This window comes from Patulibacter defluvii (assembly GCF_034096925.1).
GTDB lineage: Bacteria > Actinomycetota > Thermoleophilia > Solirubrobacterales > Solirubrobacteraceae > Patulibacter > Patulibacter defluvii.
In genome coordinates, this window is sequence record NZ_JAWZSQ010000016.1 from 84,609 (window position 1) to 100,436 (window position 15,828).

14 protein-coding genes and 1 riboswitch are annotated in these 15,828 nt (G+C 74.3%); of the genes, 10 read left to right on the forward strand and 4 right to left on the reverse strand.

Going from position 1 to position 15,828, the window contains the following annotated elements; genetic code table 11:
• Positions 1-20: 20 nt before the first annotated feature.
• The 3 genes from recJ to SH587_RS16290 are packed head-to-tail and all read left to right on the forward strand — an operon-like array spanning position 21 to position 5,691.
• The gene (gene recJ, locus SH587_RS16280; RefSeq protein ID WP_320671691.1) at positions 21-2,477 is read left to right on the forward strand and encodes a single-stranded-DNA-specific exonuclease RecJ; all 2,457 of its coding nucleotides are present in this window, start codon (positions 21-23) and stop codon (positions 2,475-2,477) included.
• Positions 2,432-4,876 (forward strand): RelA/SpoT family protein, encoded by a 2,445-nt coding sequence (locus SH587_RS16285; RefSeq protein ID WP_320671692.1) that lies wholly within the window; start codon positions 2,432-2,434, stop codon positions 4,874-4,876. The genes recJ and SH587_RS16285 overlap by 46 nt, the downstream gene beginning before the upstream one ends.
• A gap of 38 nt (positions 4,877-4,914) precedes the next feature.
• Positions 4,915-5,691, forward strand: a complete 777-nt coding sequence (locus SH587_RS16290) for a class I SAM-dependent methyltransferase (RefSeq protein ID WP_320671693.1) — start codon at positions 4,915-4,917, stop codon at positions 5,689-5,691.
• On the opposite strand, the gene SH587_RS16295 is transcribed toward SH587_RS16290, so the two are convergent.
• Positions 5,688-6,671, reverse strand: coding sequence for a diacylglycerol/lipid kinase family protein (locus tag SH587_RS16295; protein WP_320671694.1), 984 nt, complete (start codon positions 6,669-6,671; stop codon positions 5,688-5,690). The genes SH587_RS16290 and SH587_RS16295 overlap by 4 nt on opposite strands.
• A gap of 71 nt (positions 6,672-6,742) precedes the next feature.
• Between SH587_RS16295 and SH587_RS16300 the strand changes: the two genes are divergently transcribed.
• Together SH587_RS16300 and SH587_RS16305 are read left to right on the forward strand one after the other, a co-directional pair.
• On the forward strand, positions 6,743-7,444 hold the full coding sequence (locus SH587_RS16300; protein WP_320671695.1) for a class I SAM-dependent methyltransferase: 702 nt from the start codon (positions 6,743-6,745) through the stop codon (positions 7,442-7,444).
• A 46-nt stretch (positions 7,445-7,490) separates the two neighbouring features.
• Positions 7,491-8,336 (forward strand): class I SAM-dependent methyltransferase, encoded by an 846-nt coding sequence (locus tag SH587_RS16305; RefSeq protein WP_320671696.1) that lies wholly within the window; start codon positions 7,491-7,493, stop codon positions 8,334-8,336.
• Between the two features lie 40 nt (positions 8,337-8,376).
• Here SH587_RS16305 and SH587_RS16310 read toward each other — a convergent pair whose 3' ends face one another.
• Positions 8,377-9,375, reverse strand: a complete 999-nt coding sequence (locus SH587_RS16310; protein WP_320671697.1) for a glycosyltransferase — start codon at positions 9,373-9,375, stop codon at positions 8,377-8,379.
• A gap of 198 nt (positions 9,376-9,573) precedes the next feature.
• On the opposite strand from SH587_RS16310, the gene SH587_RS16315 reads away from it, so the two are divergent.
• A complete protein-coding gene (locus tag SH587_RS16315; RefSeq protein WP_320671698.1) occupies positions 9,574-10,314 on the forward strand; it encodes a class I SAM-dependent methyltransferase in 741 nt (246 codons plus the stop codon).
• Positions 10,315-10,448: 134 nt separating this feature from the next.
• On the opposite strand, the gene SH587_RS16320 is transcribed toward SH587_RS16315, so the two are convergent.
• Entirely contained in the window at positions 10,449-11,444 is a 996-nt protein-coding gene (locus SH587_RS16320) for a magnesium transporter CorA family protein (RefSeq protein ID WP_320671699.1), read from the reverse strand.
• Between the two features lie 111 nt (positions 11,445-11,555).
• Positions 11,556-11,655: riboswitch (SAM riboswitch) on the forward strand.
• 56 nt (positions 11,656-11,711) lie between these two features.
• Here SH587_RS16320 and thrC point away from each other — a divergent pair.
• Genes thrC through SH587_RS16335 form a run of 3 tightly spaced genes read left to right on the forward strand, consistent with a single transcriptional unit; the run spans position 11,712 to position 14,260 of the window.
• Positions 11,712-12,989: a threonine synthase gene (gene thrC, locus SH587_RS16325; RefSeq protein WP_320671700.1), complete on the forward strand. Its 1,278-nt coding sequence runs from the start codon at positions 11,712-11,714 to the stop codon at positions 12,987-12,989.
• Positions 12,989-13,270 carry a ubiquitin-like small modifier protein 1 gene (locus SH587_RS16330; protein WP_320671701.1) on the forward strand — a complete coding sequence of 94 codons (282 nt, stop codon included), beginning with the start codon at positions 12,989-12,991 and terminating at the stop codon, positions 13,268-13,270. The genes thrC and SH587_RS16330 overlap by 1 nt, the downstream gene beginning before the upstream one ends.
• 15 nt (positions 13,271-13,285) lie before the next feature.
• Positions 13,286-14,260 carry a class I SAM-dependent methyltransferase gene (locus SH587_RS16335; protein ID WP_320671702.1) on the forward strand — a complete coding sequence of 325 codons (975 nt, stop codon included), beginning with the start codon at positions 13,286-13,288 and terminating at the stop codon, positions 14,258-14,260.
• A 4-nt stretch (positions 14,261-14,264) separates the two neighbouring features.
• Here SH587_RS16335 and SH587_RS16340 read toward each other — a convergent pair whose 3' ends face one another.
• Positions 14,265-15,431, reverse strand: a complete 1,167-nt coding sequence (locus tag SH587_RS16340; RefSeq protein WP_320671703.1) for an acyltransferase family protein — start codon at positions 15,429-15,431, stop codon at positions 14,265-14,267.
• A gap of 178 nt (positions 15,432-15,609) precedes the next feature.
• On the opposite strand from SH587_RS16340, the gene SH587_RS16345 reads away from it, so the two are divergent.
• Positions 15,610-15,825 (forward strand): RNA-binding S4 domain-containing protein, encoded by a 216-nt coding sequence (locus SH587_RS16345; protein WP_320671704.1) that lies wholly within the window; start codon positions 15,610-15,612, stop codon positions 15,823-15,825.
• Positions 15,826-15,828 lie beyond the last annotated feature (3 nt).

The window sequence follows — 15,828 nt, forward strand, 5'->3', positions numbered from 1 at the left end:
ACCCCGTAGCCTCGGGGTCCGTGGACGTCCGGTTCGAGATCCCGCCCGCCTCCGAGGCCGCCGTCGCCGCGCTGCGGCGGGAGCTGGGCGTCGGCGACGTCACGGCCCAGGTGTTGGTCCGGCGCGGGCTCGCCGATCCCGACGACGCCCGCCGCTTCCTGGCCGCCGACGAGGGGCATCCACTGGAGGCGTTCGCGGGGCTGGCCGACGCGGCCGAGGTGGTCGTCGGGCACGTCCGCGCCGGCAGCCGGATCGTCGTCCACGGCGACTACGACTGCGACGGCGTCTGCGCGACCGCCACGCTGGTCCGCGCGCTGCGCCAGATCGGGGCCGACGCCAGCTGGTTCCTGCCCCACCGGATCGACGACGGCTACGGACTGGCCGCCGATACCGTCCGCCGGCTGGCCGCCGAGGGCGCCGGCCTGGTGGTGACCGTCGACTGCGGGATCACCGCGGTCGACGAGGCGGCGCTCGCCCGCGAGCTGGGCCTCGACCTGGTGATCACCGACCACCACCGTCCGCGGGCCGACGGCCGGCTGCCGGAGGTGCCGCTGGTCCACCCGGGGCTGCCCGCCGAGGCCGCCGATGGCACGCCCGGCGGCGCCCCGCCGGCGACCCGCTACCCGGCGCCGCAGCTGTGCGGGGCGGGAGTCGCCTGGCGGCTCGCCGGGGCGATCCTGGCCGCCGCGGGGGAGGACCCGGCGGGGGCCGACATCGACCTCGACGTCGTCGCCCTGGCCACGATCGCCGACGTCGTCCCGCTGACCGGCGAGAACCGCACGATCGTCCGCCGCGGGCTGGCGGCGATCACCGACGCCCGCCGTCCCGGGCTGCGGGCGCTGCTCGACGTCTCCGCGACCGCGCCCGCCGACGTCGACAGCACCGCCGTCGGCTTCCGGCTGGCGCCGCGGATCAACGCTGCCGGCCGGATCGGCCGCGCCGACACCGGCGTCGCGCTGCTGCTCTGCGACGACCCGGTCGAGGCCCGGCGGCTGGCCGACCAGCTCGACGGCTTCAACCGCGACCGCCGCGAGCTGGAGGCCCGGATCCTGCGCGAGGCCGAGGCCCAGGCGACCGAGCAGGGCGACGTCCCCGTCCACGTGCTGGCCGGCGAGGGCTGGCACCCCGGCGTGGTCGGGATCGTCGCCTCGCGGATCGCCGAGCGCTTCCAGCGGCCGGCGGTGCTGCTGAGCGTCGACGGCGAGGAGGCCTCCGGCTCGGCCCGCTCGGTGCCCGGCTTCGACCTGCTGGCCGGCCTCGACGCCTGCGCCGAGCACCTGACGCGCCACGGCGGCCACCGCGCCGCCGCCGGCTGCGCGCTGGCGACCGCCGCGATCCCCGCCTTCCGGGCGGCGCTGAGCGCCTACGCCGCCGAGCACCTCGACGTCTTCGCCCTGGTCCCCGTCGAGCGGGTCGACGCGGTCGTCGGCGGCCAGCAGCTGGGGATGGCGCTGGCCGAGGAGCTGGGCCGGCTGGGCCCGTTCGGCGAGGGCAACCCGGAGCCGGTGCTGCTGGTCCCCGCCGGCTGGGCCGAGTCGCCGCGGCCGCTCGGGGCGGCCGGCGCCCACCTGGCCTTCACCCTCCGCAGCGGCGGCTCGCGAGTGGCGGCGGTCGCCTTCGGCCGCGACCGGCTGCCGGCCGTCGAGGGGCCGATCGCCGGCAGCTACGCGCTCGAGCGCCACAGCTTCCGCGGCTCGACGATCCCGCGGCTGCGGGTCCGCGAGCTGGCCGCGCCGACCCCGGCCGCGATCGATCGGCTCGACGGCGACGCGGCCGACGTGGCGCTGGCGGTGCTCGACGCCGTCGACCCCTTCCCGCCGGCCGACGAGGGCGATCCCGGCGCCTGGCGCGACGGCTTCGACGACCGCTCGCAGGCCGGCGCGGCGGCGGCGATCGCGGCGCTGGTGGCCAGCGGCGACGCGGTCACCGTCGTGACCGCCGACGCCGCCCGCCGCGTCCGCCAGCTGGCCCCGGTGGTGGGCGGCTTCGCCCTCACCGACTGGTGGTCGCTGACGCGGGCGCCGCGGGCGCTCGACGGCACCGTCCACCTGGTCGCGCTCGACCCGCCCAGTGACGCCGTACATCTGGCGGCGGTCGAGGGCCTGGAGGGGCTCTCGCGCTGGCGGGCCTGGGGCGACCCTGAGCTACGATTCACGGTGGATGCGCTGCGACGCGAACACGACCTCCGCTCCGGCGCGACGCCGCTGTACCGGCGGCTGCGCGACGGCGGCCCGACGGCCGTCGCGGCGCTCGCCGGCGACGAGCTGCCCGGCTGGTGGCTGGGACTGCTGCTGCGGGTGCTCGAGGAGTCGGGCGCGGTCGTGGTCGACCGCGAGGAGCGGATCGCGGCGCTCGCGCCCGGTCCGGTGCGGCCGCTCGAGGACGGCGACACCCACCGCGCGTGGACCGCGCGCCACGAAGGGCGGCAGCGGTGGCTGAGCGGCACGACCATCCCGCGGCCGTCGCCGATGCGGTGAGCGCCGACGGCGCGGCGGACGCCGACGGCAGCGGCACGGTCCCGGTCACCGACGAGCGGACCCGCGAGCGGCTGGGGCTGACCGCGGCCGACCTGGCCGCCGGCCACCACGTCCCGCCGGCGCCGGCCGCCCCCGACCAGGCCGAGGAGGCCGACCGCGGCGTCGACGCGCTGACCGCCGAGGAGCTGTCGCTGCGGGCCGACCTGCACGCGGTGATCGCCGAGCACGCCGAGGCCGACCGGGCGGCGGTCGACGTCGACCGGGTCGACGACGCGTTCCGCTTCGCCTGCCTGCACCACCGCGACCAGCGCCGCAAGTCGGGCGAGGCGTTCATCGCCCACCCGACCGAGGTGGCGAAGATCTGCGCTGGGATGCGGCTCGACACCGACGCGATCGTCGCGGCGCTGCTGCACGACACGGTCGAGGACACCGCCGCCGAGCTGGAGGAGATCGAGACCCGCTACGGCGCCAACGTGCGGCTGCTGGTCGACGGCGTCACCAAGCTCGACGGGATCCAGTTCACCAGCCGCGACGAGGCGCAGGCGGAGAACTACCGCAAGATGGTCGTGGCGATGGCCGCCGACGTGCGGGTGATCCTGATCAAGCTCGCCGACCGGCTCCACAACGCCCGCACGCTCGAGCACCACAAGCGCCCGAAGCAGCTGGAGATCGCGAAGGAGACGCTCGAGGTCTACGCGCCGATCGCCCACCGGCTCGGTATCCACGCGATCAAGTGGGAGCTGGAGGACCTGGCCTTCGCCACCCTCCACCCGCGCAAGTACCAGGAGATCAAGGGCCTGGTCAACCAGCAGCGGGGCGAGCGCGAGAGCTACGTCGCCAAGGCCGGCGAGTACCTGCGGCGGGAGCTGGAGGCGGTCGGGATCGACGCCGAGATCTCCGGCCGGGCCAAGCACTTCTACTCGATCTACCTCAAGATGACCCGCAAGGGTCGCGAGTTCAACGAGATCTACGACCTGACCGCGATGCGGGTCGTGGTCGACTCGGTCAACGACTGCTACGGGGCGATCGGGGTCATCCACGCGCTCTGGAAGCCGCTGCCGCGACGGTTCAAGGACTTCGTCGCGATGCCGAAGGCCAACATGTACCAGTCGCTCCACACCACGGTGGTGGGGCCGGAGGGGCGGCCGCTGGAGATCCAGATCCGCACCTACGAGATGCAGCGGACCGCCGAGTTCGGCGTCGCGGCGCACTGGATGTACAAGGAGGCCACGACCGGCCGCGGCGAGGGCAAGGGCGCCGGCGACGGCGACAAGTTCTCGTGGCTGCGCGCGATGCTCGACACCTCGCGCGACAACGACGACCCGGCCGAGTTCATGGACGACCTCAAGGTCGCCCTGTTCGAGGACGAGGTCTACGTCTTCACCCCCAAGGGCGACGTCAAGTCGCTCTCGCGCGGGGCGACCCCGGTCGACTTCGCCTACGAGGTCCACACCGACGTCGGCCACCGCTGCGTCGGCGCGAAGGTCAACGGCAAGATCGTCCCGCTCAGCTACCAACTGCGGTCGGGCGACATCGTCGAGGTCCTGACCGCCAACCGCGAGCGCGGGCCGTCGCGCGACTGGCTCTCGCTGGCCCAGACCAGCCGCGCACGCTCGAAGATCAAGGCCTGGTTCAAGGCCGCTGGCCGCGAGGACTCCGAGCACCAGGGGCGCGAGCTGCTGCAGGAGCAGCTGCGCAAGGCCGGGCTGCCCGCCCAGCGGATCGTGGGGTCGCCGCTGCTGGCGGACGTGATCCACGAGATGGGCTACAAGAAGGCCGACGACTTCTACATCGCGGTCGGCGGCGGCAAGGTCAGCCCGCGGGTCGTCGTCAACAAGGTCCTCAAGCACCTCAAGGAGGGCGAGGCGGCCGACGACCAGCCGGCCGGGCCGGTCGAGCAGCTGCTGCGGCCCGACGTCGCCCGTCGCCAGCCGACCGGCACCGCCTCCAGCTACGGCGTGACCGTCGACGGCGTCGGCGACGTGATGCTGCGGATGGCGAAGTGCTGCCGTCCGGTCCCCGGCGACCCGATCGTCGGCTACGTCTCGCTCGGGCGCGGGATCACGATCCACCGCGACGACTGCCAGAACGCCCAGCAGCTGCGCAAGGATCCGGAGCGGTTCGTGCCGGTCGACTGGGCCGGGCACCACCAGCAGTCGTTCAAGGTCGAGATCCAGGTCGACGGCTACGACCGCCACCGGCTGCTGGAGGACCTGACCCGGGTCTTCGCCGAGACCGGGGTCAACATCGTCAGCGCGGTCTGCACGACGACGCCGCCGATGGTCCGCAACCGCTTCGTGGTCGAGGTGGGGGACACGAAGGTCCTGCGCTCGACGATCAACCGGCTGCGCAACATCGACGCGGTCTTCGACGCCTTCCGGATCACGCCGTCCGCCTGATCGGCCCGCGAGCGCCTGCGTCAGTAGGGTTGCCGGCCGTGCCACACGCCGAGACGCCTGCCGACCCGCGCGCCGACGAGGCGCTGCTCGCCGAGGCGCTGGGTCAGCCCTGGTACCACACGATCGAGCTGCGGCCGGGCGTCTTCAGCGACGGCACGGTCGACCACCGCTCGATGGCGCCGGTGCTGCTGCCCGGCGACCTCCGCGGGCTCGACTGCCTGGACGTCGGCACCTTCGACGGCTACTGGGCGTTCACGATGGAGGAGCGCGGCGCGGCGCGGGTGGCGGCGATCGACCTGGAGCGGTTCGACCAGGCCGAGTGGCCGCCCCGCAACCGTCCGCGGCTGCTGGCCGAGGGCGGCGACGCCGAGCCGGGCGTCCGCTTCAAGCTCGCCCACCGGCTGCGCGACTCACGGGTCGAGCGGGTCCTGACCCCGATCTACGAGATCTCGCCCGAGCGCACGGGGGGGACCTTCGACCGGATCGTCCTCAGCGACCTGCTGCTCCACGTCCGCGATCCGATCGGCGCGCTCGAGGCGGTCCGGACGGTGCTCCGCCCCGGCGGCCGGCTGCTGGTGGCCGAGGAGATCAGCGTCCGGCTCTCGGTCGTCTCGCCGCGCCGCCCCGCCGCCCGGCTGCAGACCGGCTACACCGACTACGGCTGGTGGCAGGCGAACGTCGCCGGCCTCCGCGAGTGGCTGCACCAGGCCGGCTACCGGATCGTGTCGCGGGCCTTCTACACGCTCGACGCGAAGGGCGCGATGGCCGTCCCGCACGTCGCCTTCGAGGCCGAGCCCGACCCGAGCCTGGGCTAGGAGACGACCTGCAGCGCGCCGGGTCCGACGCCCAGCTCGGCGCTGCTGAGCTGGCCCGCGTAGTCGCCGTCGACCTGGAACGGCAGCGTCCGCTCGTCGGCGCTGCGGAGGGTGGCGACGGTCAGGTCCTTGGCCGCGTCGATCGCCCGCGCGCCGGTCACCTCGAGGCTCGGCACCAGCGCCCGCAGCATCACGCCGGGCATGATCGTCGGCCGGGTGTGGCGGAGGACCGCGCCGCTGATCCGGCCCGAGTCGAGCGTCACGTCGTGCAGCAGCCGCACCGGCGAGCTGGCGAAGTAGGTGAACTCGCGAGCGTTCTGGAAGACCGCGGTCGCGCCCTCCAGCGGCGGCGCGTCGGCGGGCCGCTCCAGCACCAGCCGCGGCGGCCGCACCGTGTAGCGGCGGAGGAACGTCGCGACCGCCACGGTGGCGAAGAACCAGGGGCCGAAGCGGGCCTTCAGCCGCGGCCTGGCGTCGACCCGCTTGACGACGTCGGCGTCGAGCCCGATCCCGGCCGCGAAGGTGAACCAGCGGTCGCCGATCCGGCCCAGGTCGACCGCCCGCGGCTGCCAGCGGTCGGCCAGCGCCAGCACGTGCTCGGTGGCGTCGACCAGGTCGGCCGGCATCCCGATCAGGCGGTGGTAGACGTTGGTCGCGCCGCCCGGCAGCGGCACCAGCGGCACGCCGCTGCCGGCGAGGCCGTTGGCGACCTCGTTGACCGTCCCGTCGCCGCCGAGCGTGACGACCGCGTCGACGCCGTCGGCGACCGCCCGCCGCGCCAGCTCGGTCGCGTGGCCGGGCGCCTCGGTGTCGACCGCGCCGACCTCGTAGCGGTGGTCGAGCGCGTGGACCACCAGGCTCCGCAGGCGGGCGTTGGTGGTGGTGGCGTTCGGGTTGACGATCACCTGCAGCCGCCGGCGCTCGGTCGACGTCAGCGCCGTGGTGGCCGTGGGCGACGAGGACTCGAGCGAGGCGGACACGGAGACTGGAGACACCAGAGGCGGCCGTCCGTTACCCGCGCGCACAGGAGGACCATCTAGCATCGCCCGGCGTGCCCCTCGACCACGACCCGGCCCTGCTGCGGATCCAGCGCTTCTGGGAGGCCCGGGCGCGCGAGGACCCGCTCCGCTACTCGGTCCCCGGCGGCGCGCCGCCGGCCGACGAGGACGCCTTCCTGGCCGCCGGCGCCGCGACCCTCGCCGCGGCCGGCGAGCTGGTCGGCTGGCCGCAGGACGGCCTGCGGCTGGCGGTCGACGTCGGCTGCGGCGCGGGCCGGCTGACCGGCGCCCTCGCCGAGGCCGCCGACGCGGTGGTGGCGATCGACCTGGCGCCGACGATGGTCGAGGCGGCCCGCCGCCGTCACCGCGACCGCCAGAACGTCAGCTGGCACGGTGGCCACGCCGGCGACCTGCGGCCGCTGGCCAACGCGTCGGCCGACGCGGTCGTCGCGCTCGGCGTGCTCGGTCACCTGCCGACGGTCGAGCTGGTGCTCGACGGCCTCGCCGACCTGGCGCGGATCCTCGCCCCGGAGGGCGCGCTGCTGTTCGACCTCCACGACCGGCCGCCGCCGCTGACCCTGCCCGGCGAGGCGCCGGTGCCCGATCGCGTCGCCCGCCACCCGCTCTGGCGGGGCACGGTGGTCGACCTGGAGACCGTCGCCGCGGCGGCCCACCAGGAGCGCCTGATCGTCGAGCGGATCGAGGGATCGGGCAGCGGCCGCTGCCTGATCCTGGCCCGTCGCGAAGCGGGTTGAACGGCCGGGCTCGCGCGTCGCGGCGTCGGCCCGTACAGTGCCCGACATGAGCGAAGCGACCTCTGCGGCGACCACGCCGACTGCTGACGAAGTACGCCGAGCGGTCGATTCGGTTCCGCTCTGGTACCACACGATCGACCTGCCCCACGGCATCTCGACGCCGGGCTGGTTCGACCTCCGCCCGATCCTCGACAAGATGCTCTGGCCGGACCTGACCGGCAAGCGCTGCCTGGACGTCGGTACCTGGGACGGCTTCCTCGCCTTCGAGATGGAGCGCCGCGGCGCCTCCGAGGTGGTCGCGATCGACATCCCCGACCACACGCAGTGGGACGTCCCCGCGCGCGGCCGGGCGCACGTCGCCAAGACCCTCGACGTGATGGTCGGCGAGGAGAAGGGCAACGGCTTCCAGACCGCCCACAAGCTGCTGAACTCGAAGGTCAAGCGGACGATCAGCTCGGTCTACGACCTGACCCCGGACAAGGTCGGCGAGTTCGACTTCGCGATCTGCGGCAGCCTGCTGCTGCACCTCCGCGACCCGGTTCGCGCGCTCGAGGCGATCCGCTCGGTCACCCGCGGCGAGTTCCTCTCGACCGACTTCCTGCGGCTGCGGACGACGATGCTGCACCCGCGGCGTCCGGTCGCCCAGCTCGACGGCGACCCGGCGCTGGTCCAGTGGTGGCACCCGAACCTCAAGGGCCTGCGCCACATGATCTACACCGCCGGCTTCGAGATCCAGAAGCAGAGCCGCCCCTACGCGATCCCGCTCGGCGTCGGCCACCCGCCGGTCGAGCTGCTGAAGGACAAGGTGCTCGGCGTCGGACGCCGCGCGCTGCTCGGCCGCGACGGCCTGCCGCACGTCGCGATCCTCTGCCGGCCCGGCCGGCTGGACTGAGGCCCGATCAACCCCGGCCGGCGGCGCCCCGCGCCGCCGGTCAGAGCACCAGCGTCCGCTCGCGCAGCGAGCCGACCGCCAGCGAGGCGCCGGCGACCGCGTCGCCGGCCGCCATCCCGGCGGCGATCGCCGGCTGCCGGCGGCGGCCCCAGCGGCGGCTGCGGCGGTCGAGCCCCCGCAGGTAGGGCAGGCTCGCCGCGCCGGCGAGGGCCAGCGTCGCCGCCCGCCGCCCGCGCGGGGCCAGCGGCGCCGTGACGACGCCGACGGCCGCGGCCGTGGCCAGCCACGCCGCCGGCCGGTCGTGCAGCAGGAACCAGCGCCGGTGGAGCAGGTCGGCGCGCAGCTCCGGCCAGCGGGCGACCAGCGCGCAGAAGGCGCCGCTGCGGGCCCGCTCCCAGGCGGCGGCCCGCCAGTCGCGCGGCTCGACCGGGTGGACGACGACCGCGTCCGGGGCCCAGGCCAGCGCCAGCCCGGCCCGCAGCAGCGCGCGGCCGAGGGCGACGTCCTCGCCCATCTCCTTGCCGCCGAGCGGCCGCACGCCGCCGGCGAAGCCGCCGACGGTCCGCACGTCGGCGCGGCGGGCGGCGAGGTTGGCCGTCTCGAAGAGCGGGCTCGGCCACGGTCGCTGGACGGTCCGGTCGAACGGCCCGACGTCGCTGCCGTCGGGCACCCGGATCGGTCCCTGGACGACGCACGGGCCGTCGCGCAGCGGGGCGACGATCGCGGCCAGCCAGCCCGGCGCCGGCCGGCAGTCGGCGTCGGTGAAGGCCAGCAGCTCGCCGTCGGCGGCGGCGACCGCGGCGTCACGAGCGGCACCGGGGCCGGCCGGCGCGGCGCCGGGCGCGGCGACGGCCAGCCGCCGGACCGGGAACGGCGCCCCGGCGAGGGCGCCGTCGACGTCGTCGGAGGAGCCGTCGTCGACCACCACGACCTCGAACGGGGGCGGCTCGACCTGGGCCGCGAGCGCCGCCATCAGGGTCCGCAGATCGCCCGCGGCGTCGCGGACGGGGACGACGACGCTGACCTCGGGCGCGGGCACGGAGCACACCCTACGGCGCCCGGACGGATCGCGGTCTCGCGCGGGGGCCGCCGCGAGTCCGCGATCGGACGTCCCGGCGACGTCGAATCGCCGGCTCGCTCGCGGCGGGAGGGCGAGATCGCGTTCGTACGGCGTCCGCGCGCACGATCGGCGCAACGCACCTCCCGCGAACGGCCGCCGACGGGTACGGTTCGCCGCGTGACCGACTCCCGCCACATGGCGCGCTACTGGGACGAGCGCGCCCGCGAGAACGCCGAGTACTTCGTCGACAACCGGATGGACTACAAGTCCGGGGCCTACGGGGCCGACGACGACCACGACTTCTGGCAGAAGGGGGTGGAGGACTTCGACGTCCTGATGACCACCCTCGACGCTCCCGAGATCGGCCCCGACGACGTCGTGCTCGACATCGGCTGCGGCGTCGGTCGCCTCAGCCGGGTCGCCGCCGAGCGCGCCGGCCACGTCCACGCGCTCGACGTCAGCGCCGAGATGCTGAGCCGGGCGAAGGAGAACCTCGCCGGGATCGACAACGTCAGCTTCCACCTCGGCGACGGCGACAGCCTCGGCGCGATCGGCGACGACCAGATCGACGTCGTGGTCTCGATCGTCGTCTTCCAGCACATCCCCGATCCCGAGATCACCTACGGCTACGTGCGCGAGATCGGGCGGGTGCTGAGGCCCGGCGGCTGGGCGGCGTTCCAGGTCTCCAACGACGCCGAGATCCACCGCCGCGAGTACCCGAAGCCGTCGCTGCGGCAGCGGACGATCGGGCGGCTGCGGGGCACGATGCCGCGCGGCCAGGACGATCCGGCCTGGCGCGGTTCGGCGATCGACGTCGAGCGGCTGCGGCAGGCGGCCGCCGACGGCGGCGCCTCGATCGAGCGGATCGAGGGCACCGGCACCCAGTACTGCCTGGTGCTGCTGCGGGCGAACGCCTGAACAGCCGCCCCTCTGTAGTGGATGCGAGGGGCGCGTAGACCGAGGAGGTCGCCGCCGGGGAGCGAGAGCTGTACTCGGTACTGCCGAGCGAACCAGGTGGCGAGATCCGACGCGTCTACGCGCCCCTCGCGCCGCTACAGCAGGTCGTTGCGGCGGAACCACCAGATCATGCCGGCGAGCAGCGCCAGCATGACCCCGATCAGGACGAAGAACGGGTGCGACTGGGCCTCGCCCGGGACCCGCACGTTCATCCCCCAGATCGACGCGATCAGGGTCAGCGGCAGGACCACGACGCTGATCGCCGTCAGCACGTTCAACGAGTGCGACTGGGCGTGCGCGAGGACCGACTCGTTGGAGCTCTCCAGCGCCTCGGAGACCTCCTTGTAGTTCTCGAGCATGTCCCAGATCCGCTCCGACGCGTCGTTGATGTCGTCGAAGTACAGCTCCTGGTCCTCGGCCAGGTAGCGGCGCGCGGCGTTGAGGTCCTTCAGCGCCGTCCGCTGCGGGCGGACGATCTTGCGGAAGTTGATGATCTCCTGCTTGGCGTTGGAGATGTCGCGGACGATCTCCTTCGAGCGGCCCTCGAAGATGTCCTCCTCGAGCTGCTCGAGCTTGTTGCCGATCTTGCGCAGCATCGGGAACGAGGCGTCGACGCACTCGTCGATGATCCGGTAGAGCAGGTAGCCGGTGCCCTTGGCGAAGTGGCGCTCGCGCTCGCTCTCCTGCTGCTCGACGCGGCTGAACAGGTAGTCGATCGTCCGCAGCGGCCGGTTCGGGATCGTGATCACGAAGTCGGGCCCGACGAAGACGTCCAGCTCGGCCGCGTTCAGCCGCCCGATCGTCTTGTCGTAGTCGGGGAAGTGGAGGACGACGAACAGGTAGTCGTCGTACTCGTCGACCTTCGGCCGCTGGTTGCGCGAGGCGACGTCCTCGTAGTCGAGGGCGTGGAAGTCGTAGTGCTCGCGCAGCCACGCCAGCTCCAGCCGTCCGGGCCGGGTGACGTTGATCCAGCGCAGGCCGTGCGACTCGACCGTGTCGATCTGGGGGCCCTCGAGCTCGACGCTCGGCGGGCCGCTGGGCTCAGGCGACCGGGTGCCGAAGCCCAGCCGGGGACGCGGAAGCGACGGCACGGGGACTCGGGGGTTCGTCGATCGCGGGCACGGTCCGTCCAGCTTAGCGGTCCACCCCCGGTTGCACGGACGCGCGCCGGCGCTTGCTACTCTTCGCCGCGGACATAGCTGGACACATCCAGAGGAGTGGAGGGACTGGCCCTACGAAGCTCCGGCAACCACCCGCGATCCCCGCCGACGCGAGCAGGTGCCAATTCCAGAGAGATGTGTGGCTGGACCTCCTGGACCGTCGCCACACCAACGGCGAACGACCAATCCGGAGGAGCCATGGCTGCCACGTCCCTGATCTGTCGCGAGTGTGCGAGCACCTACCCGCTCGAAGCGCAGTTCGTGTGCACGAAGTGCTTCGGGCCGCTCGAGGTGGCCTACGCGCCGCATCCGTCGGCCGGCGATCCCGACGCGATCCGCCGCCGGATCCAGGCCGGCCCCCGCAGCATCTGGCGCTACGCCGACTTCCTGCCGCTGGCGGCCGGGTCGCCGGCCGGCGCCGGCGACTTCGCCACCGACGGCGGCCTGCCCGCTGGCGGCACCCCGCTGGTCAAGGCCGACCGGCTGGCCCGCCGCCTGGGCCTGCGCGAGGTCTGGGTCAAGAACGACGCCGCCAACCCGACCCACTCCTTCAAGGACCGGGTCGTCGCCGTCGCCGCCGCCCGCGCCAAGGAGCTGGGCTTCAGCACCCTCGCCTGCGCCTCGACCGGCAACCTGGCCGGCGCGGTCTCGGCCGCCGGCGCCGCCCTCGGCCTGCCGACCTACGTCTTCATCCCGGCCGACCTGGAGGAGCAGAAGATCCTCTCGACCGGCGTCTACGGGGCCCGGATCGTCACGATCCGCGGCAACTACGACGACGTCAACCGGCTCTGCACCGAGATCGCCGGCGAGCGCGAGGACTGGGCGTTCGTGAACGTCAACATGCGCCCGTACTACGCCGAGGGCTCGAAGACCCTGGCCTACGAGATCGCCGAGCAGCTGGGCTGGAGCGCGCCCGACCGGATCGTGGCCCCGATCGCCTCCGGCTCGCTGTTCACGAAGATCGGCAAGGGCTTCCAGGAGTGGATCGACCTCGGGCTGATCGAGGGCGACGCGCGGGTGCCGATCATGAGCGGCGCCCAGGCGCTCGGCTGCAACCCGGTCGCCGCCGCCTTCGAGGCCGGCCACGACGTCTGCCGCCCGGTCAAGCCGGACACGATCGCCAAGTCGCTGGCGATCGGCAACCCGGCCGACGGTCCCTACGCGATCGAGCTGGCCCGCAAGACCGGCGGCACGATCACCGACGTCACCGACGAGGAGATCAAGGACGGGATCCGGCTGCTGGCCGAGACCACCGGGATCTTCACCGAGACGGCCGGCGGCGTCACCACCGCCACGCTCAAGAAGCTGGCGGACGCGGGCCGGATCGACCCCGACGAGCGGGTCGTGATCGTGATCACCGGCGAGGGCCTGAAGACCCTCGACGTGGTCCGCGGCACCTTCGAGGTGACGGAGATCGATCCCCGCTTCGAGCAGTTCGAGAACGACGTGGAGACCCGCACGGAGGTGGCGGTCTGATGGCAACGGTCACGGTCAAGATCCCGACGCAGCTGCGTGACGCCACCGGCGGCGAGGGCACGCTGAAGATCGACGGCGAGACCGTCGGCGGCACCCTCGAGGCGCTGTTCGCGGCCCATCCCGAGCTGCGCTCGCGGCTGGCCGACGACGACGGCAACCTGCGCCGCTTCGTCAACGTCTACCTGGACGGCGAGGACATCCGCTTCGGCGACGGCGTCGGGACCCCGGTCGCCGACCGCCAGGAGCTGCAGATCCTGCCCGCGGTGGCCGGCGGCCGCTGAGCGATGGAGGACGGCGTGGGGGGCGCCGCCACGCGTGCGCGGCGGCGGGCCCGCCGCGCCGCCGGTCGCGCGGTCCGCTCGCTGCTGGAGCGCGGCGGCCGCTATCGGCTGGCCCACCTCGACCGCGAGCGGGTGGTCGAGCGTTGGTACCACAGCCCGATCCCGGAGTGGGAGCGGCTGCCGGACGCGGTCTGGAGCCGCCGCCACCCGATGCCGGGCGTGGCCTGGGATCCGGCGCCGGGGCTGACGCTGCTGGAGGGACCGCTGCGGCCGCTGCTGGCCGAGTTCGCGCCCCCGCCGATCCCCGGCACGACCGCCGCCGAGCGGGCCGCGCTGCTGGTCTTCTACGACGGGCTCGACGGGGCCACCTGGCACGCGCTGCTGCGGCACGTGCGGCCGCGGCGGGTGGTCGAGCTGGGCTCGGGCGTCTCGACCCTGATCGGGGCCGCGGCGCTGGCGCGCAACGCGGCCGAGGGCGATCCCGCCGAGCTGCGGGTCTTCGACCCCTTCCCGCGGGCCCCGACCGAGGCCGGCCTCGGCGACCACGGGCGGCTGGAGCGGACCGCGGCCGAGCAGGTGCCGCTGGAGGTCTTCGACGAGCTGGGGGCCGGCGACGTGCTGTTCGTCGACACCACCCACGTCGTCACCACCGGCGGCGACGTGGTCCGGATCGTGCTCGAGGTGCTGCCGCGGCTGGCGCCCGGGGTGCTCGTCCACGTCCACGACATCCTGCTGCCCTACGAGTACCACCGGATGTGGTTCGAGAGCGGCTGGTACTGGAACGAGCAGTACCTGCTGCACGCCTTCCTGGTCGGCAACCCCGAGTGGGAGCTGGTGCTGGCCAACCACCACCTGCACCGCGAGCACGAGCCGCGGCTGCGGGCGGTGACCGCGGCCTACGAGCCGGCCAAGCAGCCGAGCGCGCTGTGGCTGCGACGCCGGATCCCGGGCGAGCAGGGCCCGCTGGCCGAGCGGTTGCGGGCCCGCTGACGGCTCAGTCGCGGACGACCGCCGGCAGCCGCGCGGTCCGCCGCCGGCGGCGCGCGATCGCCCGCCGCGCCCGCTCGAGCGCCGGCCGCTCGATCAGGTGCCAGCTGAGCATCGCCAGCGTCAGGCTCAGGGCCAGCGTCAGGCAGAGCGCGGCCAGCAGCGTGGTCGGGAACCGCTCGCTCTCGCGCAGCAGGTAGATCATCGGGAAGTGCCACAGGTAGAGGCCGAACGAGATCCGGCCCAGGTACTCCAGCGGTCCGCGGGCGAGCGCCGCCGAGCCCGGCAGCGGGCCGACCGCGATCGCGCCGACGATCAGCGCGAAGCCGAGCGTCGCCGGCAGGTCGTTGCCGAGCTGGCGCAGGATCAGCGGCCCGGCGGTGGTCCCGTGCCACCAGCCGTCGAGGACCACCAGCAGCAGCCCGCCGAGGGCCAGCGGGACCGTCGTCCGGATCCCGGCCCGGCGGTCGTGGACGAGCACCGCGACGAGCATCCCGGCGCCGAACGCGGCGAGCTGCAGCGGCAGCGTGTAGATCGCCGTCTTCGGCCACGCGTGCAGCTTCGAGAGCGCGAACAGGATCGCGCCGGTGGCGATCAGGGCCAGGCAGGCCGCGGCCAGCGCCCGCCGGCGGGTGCGCGGGGCGCGACCGCGGCAGAAGCGGGTCGCCGCCAGCCCGGCCAGCGGCACCGCGGCGTAGAAGCTGACCTCGACCACGACCGTCCAGCTGGGCGGGTTGAGGCCGCCGACCGTGGTCGCGTCGTAGTTCTGGAGGAAGAGCAGGAAGCTCGGCAGCTCGCGGACGGTGATCGCCTGCGGGTGCCCGATCCAGGCCAGCAGCACCGCGCTGCCGAGGATCGCCACCCAGTAGGCCGGCACGATCCGCGCCACCCGCCGCAGCGCGTAGGGGACCAGCGGCGGCGCCGGCCGTCCCTCGAGCGCGGCAGCCGCGAACGGCCGGAATATCAGGAACCCGGAGAGGACGAAGAAGAGCGGCACCGCCAGCCGCAGCTGGCTGATCAGGACGTCGACGCCGGTCCGCTCGGGCCGGCCGCCGTCGCCGAGGACGAACATCCAGACGTGGACCGCGACGATCCCGACCGCGGCCAGCCCGCGGAGGCCGTCGAGCGCGCCGAGCCGGCCGGCGGAAGGGGTGGGGGATGGACGACGAGCCACGCGAGGCGGGGGGACGGAGGGGTCCGCCGGAGGCGCGGCGGGGGGATGCGGGCGCTCCCCGCGACGGGGGATGCGGGCGGCGAGCGCGTGCATCCACGCTTCCAGACCGGGATCAACTCGACCTAAACGGCGCCGATGGGGGAGCGCGCAAGCGGCGCCGGGCTGCGACGATGGGGCGGTGCGCGACGTCGAGATCCGCGGCGACATGATCCGCCTGGGGCAGCTGCTGAAGCTGGCCGACGTGGTCGGCTCGGGCGGCGAGGCGAAGGCGCTGCTGGCCGAGCTGCCGGTGACCGTCAACGGCGGGCCGGAGGCCCGCCGCGGCCGCCAGCTGCACCACGACGACGTGGTCGACGTCGACGGCGAGCAGTTGCGGGTCGTCGCCCGCGGCTGACCC